We start from the raw sequence: 11,817 nt of genomic DNA on the forward strand, positions 1-11,817 counted from the left end.
TTTTTTTTGTTTTAGGATAATTCGGTTTTAACAAATCAAGTTGAAAACTAAAAATTAATGAGGTCAATTGTATGCGGGTCAATTGTAGGCGTAAAACTAATTTTATCAAATATGGAGATTAAAGAAAAATTTGGTCAAAAAGTAAAAGAATTAAGAGAACAAAAAGGCTTCTCTATTGAGCAACTGGCTAATATTTCGAATGTTGACAGGAATTATATTTCTGACATCGAAAAAGGAAAAAGAAATGTTTCAATCGAAATAATGGATAAAATAATCCTTGCGCTCGATACTGATTTTATAGAATTCTTCAACGATAATAATTTTAAGAAATGATAATGAAAGAGAATATATCAATTGAAGAGTTCGACAACAAGAAATTGATTATGAAATATTTTAATAAGAAACTAATAGTTAGTGTTTGGCACGTTATTCATTTCCACTTTATTTAGTTCTGCCATTAATGCTTTTTTTACATCAAGAACAAACTCTTTCTTCAGTGGGATACCGCATATAAAAATATTGTTTGTTGATTGATTTATATTATTCTTGTAGCTGATTTTTTTTATTTCAACTTTATCAGAGGGATAACATAAAAACCCATATTTATTGTCGGTTTTGCTAAATGATGAATAAGCCATAATCTGATGTAAATCATGTCTATGAATATCTTTTAAATTCTCACTTTTGTCAAATTTGTTGTAAAGATTTGATTTGTATTTAGCATCAATAAATACAATAAGATTTTCTTTTTGGTAGATTGCATCTGGCTCAATATGTTTCAATTCCCAAGAATATCGATTAGAGGTTTTGGAATGAAATTTGTAATTTGAAAATAAATGACCTCCGGTTTCTTTTGAAATTTCTTTAAATATATATTGAACAAACTTTTCAAAAACATCAGAGAAATCCACTCGCCAAGCCGTACTGTCTATAAAATTAAAATTTAATATTCTATTTGCTTGATCTTTACAGTTTTTAACTTTAAGATTATCAGCGGATTTTATAACAATATTATTAGTTGAAATAGGTTTGTGTAAATAAAGCTTTTCGTCAATAAAGGTTAGTCTGTTTCTAATCGAGCTTTTTATTCTTTGTGGTGTATTTGAAGATAAAAGTTCCAATTTACACAAATCATAGACATAGCGAATTTCAGAATATTCTATATGAAATTCACTTAGGATATTTTTCCGTGCTGGGAATTTTAACCGATTTTCGATTTTATATTCTTCATTTATATATTTATTCCAATTTACTTGTCCTGTTGGTTGAGAAGTTATCTTTTCAATATTATCAAATTTTCTCCATGGAGTTTTTATTAATTCTTCAAGAGAATCAATAAATTTTATAGCTTCTAAATATAATGGAGGTCGGAAATTCTTTCCTGAAGCTAAAGGTAAACTGTCGATTACTTGAGGACTGATTTCAGTCCGTAAAAGATTAAGAATTTCTATGTAATCTTCAAATCTATCCCGCCCAGTGAATCTGGGCATCACAACAAAGTCACCAATCTGCTTACCAGTATCTGATGCTCTTAAAGGAATAGTCCCTATGAATTCTGAAGTACGAAAAGTTAAAGAAGTATTTTGGTCTGTACCTATGATTAAGGGCTGAACACCTAAAAAGCTAAAATTAGTTGAATTGTAATTAATGAATTTTTGCAGGTATTGGCCTATGATTCTTTTGTCGGCGGATTTAAACCATTTTTTTTGTAAAAAAAGACCGTTCAACAAAATTGATTTTTCTGTTAAACAGGGTATTTCACAAAAAACATCTAAAGGCTTATTCATTCAAAAAGAGATTTATTAATTCTAGTTGTGAAATAATTATTGAACTCTTCTTTAGCATTTCTGATTAACCCTTCTTGTAAGTATTCTTTAATTAATGGGAATATTTCATATTTGATTCTATTATCCATTTCTTCAGCCGATGAAGAAATGAAATAACCTTGACCAGGTTGTAATGAAAGTTCATTGCTTGTTGCGTACCAATCAAATATTTCTTGTATTCTGCTGAAATCGTCTTTGAAGAATTGTTTTGAGTTGATTGGTTTTGGCTTCAAAGTGTACCATGCAAATCTTCTTCTTAAAGCAAAGTCTACAACTGCCAAACTTCTGTCGGCAGTGTTCATTGTTGCAATTACATTAAAATTTTTTGGAAGTTGATTAATCTTAAAGCCTGGGTAAATTTCTATTTCAATATCAGAATCTTCCATTTTGTGTTCAAATAGATAAAATATTGGACCCAAAACGTTGGATAAATTTGCTCTGTTTATTTCATCGATTATCAAAACAATTTTCTCTGTTTGATGCTCTATGGCATATTTTAAAGCTATGGTGAAACTTCCTAGGTTCTCAATATAACTTAATTCTTTACTTTTAACATCGGGTCTAATTCCATAAATAAAGTCAGAGAAACTAGTCTCAGCGTGAAATTGTGTAAAAAATGTTTTAGCTTTTATTTTAGCTGACACTAATTTAGCCGTTCTTGTCTTTCCAGTGCCTGGAGGACCTTGAAGAACAATGAATCTTCTTTGGTTGAGCAAACTTTCGATTTCTTCAGCTTCATCGATTTCCTCTATTTTCAAAAAAGGTTGAAGAGCTTCAGTAATTGCTTTTCTATGCTCTTTGTTTGATGGCCATTCTCTTAACTTTGCATAACCAGCAACAAAAGCAGCAATTATTTCCTTACCTTCTTTAGATTCGGGATTATCTACTATTTGGCAAACCGGCAATACTTTTGAATAGATTTTAATAGTGTTTTTTATATGCTGTAAATCATTGTTTCCAGTAATTGTTTTTGGTAAACTGGTTTCAATATCTGAAAAATCAGATTTACAAAAGCCTCTTTCGTTAATTAGATTTGAAAACAATCTTCTGAGTCCTGGATAAGTTGCTAATTCATAGTCATTTTTAAACCCACTTGAGCCAATACCTAAACAAATTAACCATGGTTTGTTCTGTTCGTTGGGAAAAATAGTCAATGAAAAATCGTGAAACGGACCAGAAGTATCTTCGTCAGGATGAATAAAACCAAAATATGCACCGTTATCTTTCAATGCCTCTTGTCCAGTATTCTTGCGTTCAACGTATGGTTTGTTAAATTCATTTTCGGCTTTGGCACCAAATTGCTCTGCTTTGTCTTTTATAAATTGTCTAATGTTATCTATAATCATTTTTCTGTTTTAAGTATTATATTATTTCAACTTAGACTAATAGTCGGTTTTAAATAATAAGCTCTATTCATCAAACAAGTCTTTAATTTTTACATTAAGAGCTTTTGCTAATTTTTCAACTACTTCAATTGAAACATTTCTTTCACCTTTTTCAATAGTTGGTAAATAGGTTCTGTCAATTTCTGCAAGGTTGGCAAGTTTTTCTTGTGAAAGACCTTTTGCTTTTCTTAGCTCTTTTATTTTTAAACCTAGTTTTTGCTTAATATTCATGTTAACAAATATTACAAAATGTGGTCTGTATTGCAACGGAGTATAGTCCGGTTTTTTCTACCTTTGAAATAATTGCCTTTAAAAATCCAATTCTTTTTAAACAATGATACTACTGGAAAAAATCGAATACTTAGAGCAACTTCTCAATCAAACAGAAGAGAATTATGCTGACACTTTCAAAGCTGACATTACTATGTTTTTTGATGATAATTTTTCTGAAGAAAATTCACAGTTGCTTTTTTTGGATAATCTAGATTCAAAACAAGAAATTGAAAATTGGGTAGAAAAACTAACTTCTCGGTTTGTAATGAAATTTCATTCTGGATTTGAAACTGAGAATGATTTCATTTATGATTATTTAGAAAATGGATAATCCAATCCCTTCCTCAAATTCACTTTTTAGCTCTTTTATTTTCACAATGTTTTATTAATTGGCTCGGTTTTTCATACTGCAATCGGTAAATTTGAAAGACAACATTAAATATATAAAAACATGACAGTACAAATCAACACAGACAACAATGTAGAAGGACACGCACGTTTGAAAGCGTATATTGCGGAGGAATTAGGAACAGCTTTGGCGCGTTTTGAAGATAAAATAACCCGTTTAGAAGTGCATCTTGCAGATGAAAACAGTGATAAATTCGGAATCAACGACAAACGATGCCTTATCGAAGCCCGTCCGGTAAATATGCAACCCGTTGCAGTTACCAATCATGCTGATACTACCGAAAAAGCCTTTCACGGAGCCTTGGACAAAATTAAAAAAGTGTTGGATACCGCTTTCGAAAAACAGAAAGCGTACTAAATAGTTGCCTTTTGGCAAACAAAAAAATGACACTGTCTAATTTAGATAGTGTCATTTTTTTTTGGTTGAGATGCTACCGTTTGTAGTCCTTCTTCTTTTTTAAACGGAAATAGGGCTTTCCGCTAAGCAAACCAAAAATTTCATTATGTTTATTTATCATTAAGAAATTAAGCTTTATCCTTAATGAATCTTAATTTCTTCATGGTTTAAGAGAAAACAACTTTGTTTTTTTATAAACCCATAAAGTTTCCGATTGGTATTAGTAACGGATAATCAAAAAATCAGTTCAAATCCGTGTAATCCGCGTGCTATTTTTGTTCAGAACAATACGAACAATACGAATTTTGAATCGTTTATTTATCAAACAATAAGGTTGCTAAGGCCTCATCTCTTTTATAGACATCTTCATAGAAATGAACCACACCGTCCGCATCTACCCAAGCGGTAAAATAACCGATGTACACCGGAATTTTGTTTTTAAGCGTGTACCAATATTCTTCTCCGCTGTTCATCGCCGTTTCTATCTTTTCAGGATTCCATTTTTTATCGTTTTTCATAATCATGGCAGCAAGTTCTTTTGGCTTGGCTACACGAATACAACCGTGGCTAAAAGCGCGGTCTTCTTTACCAAATAAACTTTTGGATGGGGTATCGTGCAAATAAATCGCATTCGAATTGGGGAATAAAAACTTTACTAATCCCAATGAGTTTTCCGGTCCGGGTCTTTGTCTTACGTAGCTGTCTTTCCATTCCATGTCGTGTTCAGCCAAGTAATTTGGATTCTTTTCAATGGCCGGAAGAATCTCTTTTTTAAGGATACTGGTTGGCACATTCCAATAGGGTCTAAAAACGATAAACTTCATTGGCGCACTAAAAATTACCGTTTTGTGCATCGCTTTTCCCACCACAACTTTAGAGCGTAATTCCGGTTTTCCGTCTCTGAAAAAAGTAAGTTCATAGGCTGGAATATTCACCACAATTAATTCCTTGGATTTGGTAATGTCATTCGAAATCCATCTGCAACGTTCCATATTGACCATAACAGTTTTGATACGATCCGCAACAGAAACATTCATGTAGTTGATGTGTTCCGGAAGAATCGTTTTGTTCAGGAGATTGCCACTTCTCTTTTTGAATTTTAAAATTCCGGTTGCTAATTCGTCATCATACACCGCGCTTTTAGAATCTCGGGAAAGATCATCCGTGATAAACAGACGGGTTCTGATTTGCGCAATGGCAGTGGCGCTGTCGCCAGGTTTATATGATTTGATGTTTGGATCCAGTGCAATGGTTTTCCAACCGCCTTTTTTTTCTATTTTACGGTATTCCTGCAAGACATCTTTAAGCAGGTAATACTGTTTCAATACTCCTTTTTCTTCTTTGTTGATTAACGAAGGATTGATTAACAACGAGTCTAAATAATTGACATAGGATTGTCTTTTTCGAGGCAAAAACCATCCTAAATCTTTCGATTTTTGAGTGCTGATACCATCGTATACTTTATCTGCATAAAAAAAGTACAATGCAGAACTCAGCAATTCAGTGTCAATACTCGCTTTTTGATTATCTTCCGGATTGTCATAGATGTCATCTAATTTTTCCTTGTACGGGATTTCAGTTTCAATTCCTTCCTGACTCAAATTATTCACTTTGTTGTATAGCAAACCTGCAAATTCATTAAGGCCATCCTTGTCAAACCAGATGTAATGAAACTGATGCTTGCGGTATAATTGCTCAACATCGCCTTGATAGCTTTTTAGTTTTGGATATTTTCCAAAGAAGGTTTTGATTTGTGTGCTGTCAAAAGCAATTTCAACGGTATTTAAACTCGTTTCTTTTTTAGCTTCATTTACATCTTTCTTTTTACAGGAAACGATGGTGAGTAATAGTGTAAAAACAACAATTAGTATGGGGCAAAATAACTTTTTCATAGGGTAACTTTTTAATCGTAAAGAATCCATTTAAGGCAATACAAAAATACGTCAAATCTCAGATGCTACTACCAGTACTGAAGGGGTTGCGTTTTTCAGGATTGAAACCGCATCCTTAATTTAAGGGCATAAGTAAAAAAATAACAACATATAAGTATTTGTTAATTAATTAGTTATGAATTTATTTTTGTCTTTTAAATAAATTTTTAGTGTCCAATAAATTTTCAAAAATCCAAAAATTATGAAAATAATAGTACTAGTTTATGTAACTATTTTACTGTTTTTTATCCTTTATTTTAGTAGAGTAAGGTGTTAATGTAGAGTAAAGTAACTTTCTTTTGAGCGTGTTGTAGCGTGTAAGAATTTCAAAATTTTTAATAATAAAAACGTACTTTACTCAAACTGAAATACGAGAATGCGAATCGTAATTTGTAGTTTCAAATCAGCAGGTGAACCAGTTTTTATGCTACCTTGTATCTTAAACAGTAAAGAAGTACGCATGAATCAATTTTGGCAGGGCGCAAAAGCATATTTTAAAACAGCGGGTTTCAGGAAAACAATCAAAAGAATTGGTTTTTTCTTTGTGGGAGTAGTTGCGTTTTTTCTACTATCTTCTGTGGTTTTGGCACTTTATTTTAATAATAACAAAGCGGAAATTATAACCCAAATCAATGCTAAAATCAACGAAAATAGTTCAGGTACAATCGATATTGGCGATATCAGATATAAATTTTTAAAGGGATTTCCTAATATGACTTTGGCGTTAAGCCAAGTAGAATTGAAAGACAGTTTGTGGGCCGTTCACAAGCGTACGTTGCTGAAAGCGGAACAAATTGAGATCCGTATCGATCTTTTGGACTTGCTTTCAAATGAGATTAATATTGACAAAATCGAAATTCAGCAAGCTACTTTGCATCTGTTTAAAGGAAAGAATGGAATCGTCAATACCGCTATTTTCAGACCCCAACCCAAAGGCGCAAAATCAAAAAGCTCGACCACTTCCTCCATCAATGAAATTGTTTTAGACCGAGTACATTTCATCTCCGAAAATCAATTGGGAAATAAGTTATTCGATTTTGATGTACTTGCTTTACGCAGTAAAATAGATTTCGATGATGACAATTGGCACACGAAACTGTATCTGAAAACGCTTGCCAAAAATATGGCTTTCAATACCCAAAGAGGGAGTTTTATTAAGGATAAAATCGTGGAAGGCGTTTTGACAGTTGATTTTTCGAACCAGAAAAACCAGATTAGTGTTGCAACCGAGAATCTCGAAATAGGGAAAGAACGTTTTGATATTAACGCACATTTTAGTTTGGACAAAAACAAGTCGCCTTTTGATATTGCCATTACCACAACTATTTTATGGAAAGACGCTTCCGCATTGTTGAGTGCTAATATCAGCGACCGAGTCAATCAATTTGACTTGAAAAAGCCAATAGGTGTGGGCTGTACGATTATTGGCGACATGAATGCCTTGGGCGATCCGGAAATTGTGGTGACTACAAAAATAAAAAATAATGAACTCAAGATACCGGACGGAATCATTTCGGACTGTAGTTTTGAAGCCAGTTTCACCAACCATTATGAAAAAAACGCTGGCTGTAATGATGTTAATTCTACGATTACCTTAACGAATCTTTCGGGGAAATACAAAACGATTCCTTTTACAATCCCAATCGGAATTATTTCCAATTTTGAGAAAACAACTGCAGCAGGAAGTTTTAAATCAGATTTTAATGTGTCCCGATTGAATGAGATAGTTACTAAGAATTTTATTCATTTTTCTGAAGGTCGAGCCAAAGTGAATCTGGAATTTAAATTTGATATTTTGGATTTAAAAATACAAAAACCGTTGTTCACAGGAAATGTAGCCGTTAAAGATGCAACGGTAAATTATGGTCCGCGGAATTTAACTTTCGTTAAAACAGACATTCAGCTTGATTTTACGGAAGAAGCGCTTTTGATAAAAAAAATTAATTTTAAAGACCGTCGCAACGCGGTTTTTATGGAGGGAAAGATTGATAATTTCCTGACCTTGTATTATGAAAATCCTGAAAAAATGATTGTGAATTGGGATATTTACACCCCTTTTCTGGATGTCAAGCAGTTTGTAGGGGTCATTACTCGTTCAGGTCAGAAATCCCCAAAAAAGCAGCGTAAAAAAGATGATTTTTCAGAGGAATTATATTCCGTAATTGATAAATGCCAAGTGGTTTTGCATCTTAAAGCGGATAAAATGGTCTATAGTAAACTAGAGGCGACTAATGCTAAAGCCACGATTTTATTGGTCAATAACCAGTTAATCGTAAAAAATGGTCGGGTGCAGAGTTCTGGTGGAACGATTTCTTTTGACGGAAAATTGGCTCCTAATGGCGAGAACTTCCTTTTGGAATCCAATGCAAAAATAAATCGGGTAGATATTGCCCGTTTCCTGACTTCGTTGAACAATTTTGGGATTCAGTCTTTTACTCCTAAAAATATAAAAGGGTTTCTGACCGCTTCGGCATCAGTAAATGGAACACTGCTTTCTGGAGGACAATTAAAAACAAATTCACTTTCTGGTGCTGCAAAATTTGATGTGAGTCAAGGCGCGTTGGTCGATTTTGAACCTATTAAAAATATTGGTAAGTTCGCTTTTCCTTTTAGAGATGTTGACAACATCGTGTTTAGGGATTTATCAGGAAACTTTAAAATCAATGGCGATTTAGTATATGTAAATGATTTGAAAGTGAGTTCCAACGTTTTAAATTTAGATGTAAATGGCGTATATTCGTTTAACAGAGGGACAAATTTGGCGATAACAATTCCGCTGAGAAATCCAAAAAAAGATGAGTTTATCACCGATAAAATAGAAAGAGCCGAAAAGCGCAATAAAGGAATTGTATTGCATTTACTGGCTGTTGATGTAGATGGGAAAATAAAAATAAGATGGAATAAAAACCACGAATAAAGACCTAAATCAAATGAAAAAAATGCTGGCTATTCTTATCGTTCTTACTTTATCCGGATGCAAAAGCATGATGGAGAATCAAACAGTTTCAAAATCAAACATTAATTCCACACTTGATGCCTGGCATAAAGCTGCGGCAGAAGCTAATTATAATGCCTATTTCGCTTTAATGGCTGATGATGCTGTTTTTATTGGTACCGATGCGACTGAGAATTGGAATAAAACAGCGTTTCAGGCGTATGCAAAACCGCATTTTGATAAAGGGAAAGCATGGAGTTTTACCGCTTTGGAACGCCATATTTATTTTGATGAAACGGGTAAAATAGCTTGGTTTGACGAATTATTGAATACCCAAATGAAAATTTGTCGTGGTTCAGGTGTTTTGTTAAAAATAGGCAAGGAGTGGAAAATAAAACACTACGTTTTGTCAATGACGATTCCAAATGAAAATTCAAATGAAGTTATAAAAGCTAAAGCTTCTCTGGAAGATGCTATGATAAAAACATTAAAATCGAAACAATAAATTTATTTGCATTTCTGGTAGGATTGCTTTTTGCATAAAAAACCTCTGTTAAGCAGAGGTTTTTTATTAGGTATAGATTCATGATTACCAGATTTTGACTCTTTTCTCTGGAGCCAAATACAGTGAATCGCTAGGTTGGATGTTAAAAGCGGTATAAAATTCAGGAATGTTGCGTACTACACCATTAATTCTGAATTTTGCTGGCGAATGTGGGTCGGTAGCGATTTGATTTCGTAAAGCTTGGTCACGAGATTTATTTAGCCAGCATTGTCCCCAGCTTAGTAATACGCGTTGTTCCCCGGAGAAACCTTCTAAAACCGGCGATTCTTTTCCTTTCAGGCTCATTTTATAGGCTTTTAGGGCAATGGATAATCCGCCTAAATCCCCTATGTTTTCCCCTTGGGTAAATTCTCCATTCACATTGAGGTCAGGAAATACTTTGAACGTATTGTACTGTGCAACTAATGCGCCTGTTTTTTGTTTGAAAGCGGTTAAATCTTCAGGCGTCCACCAATTGCGCAGCACGCCGTTACCATCAAAAGTGCTTCCTTGGTCATCAAAACCATGGCCTATTTCATGGCCAATTACTGCGCCAATTCCGCCATAGTTTGCAGCACCTTCCACTTTTATATCAAAGAAAGGGGGTTGTAATATGGCAGCAGGAAATACGATTTCATTAAGTGGAGGATTGTAATATGCGTTTACGGTTTGTGGAGTCATTCCCCATTCGGTTCTGTCAACAGGTTTTCCCAATTTGTTAATTTGTCTGTTGTATTCAAAGGCAGTGGCCTTTTGTTGGTTTCCATATAAATCGCCTTTTACGACTTTCAATGCAGAATAATCTCTCCATTTGTCAGGATAACCAATTTTTGGAGTGAATTTAGAGAGTTTGTCCAACGCTTGTTTTTTGGTTTCCGGACTCATCCAGTCCAGATTTTTTATGCTTTCTCCGTAGGCTTTTAGCAGGTTTTTAACTAGAAGTGTTACTTCTTCTTTGGCTTCAGGAGAGAAGTGTTTTTTTACATAAACCTTTCCAACGATTTCACCAAGGCTATTGTTTACTCTGTCAACACCTCTTCTCCATAACGGTTGTTGTACTTGGATTCCGTTAAGGGTTTTGCCATAGAAGTCAAAGTTTTCATTGTCTAAAGCGGTGTTCAATGATCTTGCGGCTCCATGAATGGTATTCCATTTCAGGTAGGCTTTCCAAGTGGTTAAAGGTGTTGTTTTTATGATTGTGTTGAGCGATTTGATATAATCAACTTGTGCAACGACGATGTTTTGTTGGTTCAGGATTCCGGCGTTCTGTAACATGCTAGCCCAATTAAAATCAGGCATAAGTTGGTTCAAATCTTTAATAGCATATTTGTTGTACAGTTTTACAATGTCACGGGTTTGTTCTTTTTTCATGTGTTGGGCAGCCAAAACAGTTTCTAATGCCATGATTTTTTTAGATAAATCAGGTGCATTGGCTATTCCGCCAAGTTGTAACATCTTCTCGATATGGGTTACATATTTTTTTTGAATTTCTTTAGATTTCGCATCTTCAAGGGAGTAATATTCTCTATCGGGTAATCCTAAACCACCTTGCCAAGAAATAAGCATGTATTGGGTTGGATCTTTTAAATCTTCCATTACCGAAACGGAAAAAGGAATGTTGCTTCCGGATTTATTCGCATATCCAAAATAAGCAGCCAGATCAGTATAGTTTTTTATTGCATCAATTTTTTTGTATTCTGGAAGTAAGAGTGTAATTCCTTTTTGATCTCGCATTTTAGTGTCCATGTAGGCTTCATAAAAGTCTCCGATTTTTTGTTCATCAGAATCTGTTGCAAAATCACCTTTGGCGGAAGCCTCGATAATCGCTTTTACATCTTCTTGTGCTTTTTCATGAACCATATATCCAACACCGTAAGAGGCTTTGTCATCTGGTATCTTAGTGTTTTTTTTCCAGGTTCCGTTGACATAAGTGTCAAAATTATCACCTGGTTTAGCAGATGTATCCATGTTTTCCTTGTTTATCCCGGAAAGGAGCAAGTCTGATTTTTCGGAAGTGTTAAAAGCACCTAATAACAAAATAGAAGATACCAACACAAGTTGTGTTTTAATTGGGTATGGTTTTGATTTCATAAGTTGGATTTTAGAATATAAATGTAA

At 33.9% G+C, this 11,817-nt stretch carries 10 protein-coding genes; 5 read left to right on the forward strand and 5 right to left on the reverse strand.

From position 1 onward, the window contains the following. Positions 1-57: 57 nt before the first annotated feature. The gene (locus tag ACNQGD_RS05685; RefSeq protein WP_417998610.1) at positions 58-333 is read left to right on the forward strand and encodes a helix-turn-helix domain-containing protein; all 276 of its coding nucleotides are present in this window, start codon (positions 58-60) and stop codon (positions 331-333) included. Positions 334-404: 71 nt separating this feature from the next. Here ACNQGD_RS05685 and ACNQGD_RS05690 read toward each other — a convergent pair whose 3' ends face one another. From ACNQGD_RS05690 to ACNQGD_RS05700, 3 genes are all read right to left on the reverse strand, one after another. Continuing rightward, positions 405-1,787, reverse strand: coding sequence for a hypothetical protein (locus ACNQGD_RS05690; RefSeq protein ID WP_417994058.1), 1,383 nt, complete (start codon positions 1,785-1,787; stop codon positions 405-407). Beyond that, a complete protein-coding gene (locus ACNQGD_RS05695; protein WP_417998611.1) occupies positions 1,784-3,172 on the reverse strand; it encodes an AAA family ATPase in 1,389 nt (462 codons plus the stop codon). Before ACNQGD_RS05695 ends, ACNQGD_RS05690 begins: the two co-directional genes overlap by 4 nt. Positions 3,173-3,235: 63 nt before the next feature. Beyond that, positions 3,236-3,442, reverse strand: a complete 207-nt coding sequence (locus ACNQGD_RS05700) for a helix-turn-helix domain-containing protein (protein WP_315179308.1) — start codon at positions 3,440-3,442, stop codon at positions 3,236-3,238. Positions 3,443-3,545: 103 nt separating this feature from the next. On the opposite strand from ACNQGD_RS05700, the gene ACNQGD_RS05705 reads away from it, so the two are divergent. Beyond that, positions 3,546-3,815: a hypothetical protein gene (locus ACNQGD_RS05705; RefSeq protein WP_417998612.1), complete on the forward strand. Its 270-nt coding sequence runs from the start codon at positions 3,546-3,548 to the stop codon at positions 3,813-3,815. 120 nt (positions 3,816-3,935) lie between these two features. Further along, positions 3,936-4,250 carry an HPF/RaiA family ribosome-associated protein gene (locus ACNQGD_RS05710; protein WP_282713855.1) on the forward strand — a complete coding sequence of 105 codons (315 nt, stop codon included), beginning with the start codon at positions 3,936-3,938 and terminating at the stop codon, positions 4,248-4,250. Between the two features lie 353 nt (positions 4,251-4,603). Here the strand turns inward: ACNQGD_RS05710 and ACNQGD_RS05715 are convergent, their stop codons facing one another. Further along, positions 4,604-6,181: a L,D-transpeptidase family protein gene (locus ACNQGD_RS05715; RefSeq protein WP_417995543.1), complete on the reverse strand. Its 1,578-nt coding sequence runs from the start codon at positions 6,179-6,181 to the stop codon at positions 4,604-4,606. Between the two features lie 415 nt (positions 6,182-6,596). Between ACNQGD_RS05715 and ACNQGD_RS05720 the strand changes: the two genes are divergently transcribed. Next, positions 6,597-9,137, forward strand: a complete 2,541-nt coding sequence (locus ACNQGD_RS05720; RefSeq protein WP_417998613.1) for an AsmA family protein — start codon at positions 6,597-6,599, stop codon at positions 9,135-9,137. A 13-nt stretch (positions 9,138-9,150) separates the two neighbouring features. Continuing rightward, positions 9,151-9,660, forward strand: coding sequence for a nuclear transport factor 2 family protein (locus ACNQGD_RS05725; protein ID WP_417998614.1), 510 nt, complete (start codon positions 9,151-9,153; stop codon positions 9,658-9,660). An 84-nt stretch (positions 9,661-9,744) separates the two neighbouring features. On the opposite strand, the gene ACNQGD_RS05730 is transcribed toward ACNQGD_RS05725, so the two are convergent. Beyond that, on the reverse strand, positions 9,745-11,790 hold the full coding sequence (locus ACNQGD_RS05730) for a M13 family metallopeptidase (protein ID WP_417998615.1): 2,046 nt from the start codon (positions 11,788-11,790) through the stop codon (positions 9,745-9,747). Positions 11,791-11,817 lie beyond the last annotated feature (27 nt).

The organism is Flavobacterium glucosi, assembly GCF_048286535.1.
Classification (GTDB): Bacteria; Bacteroidota; Bacteroidia; order Flavobacteriales; family Flavobacteriaceae; genus Flavobacterium.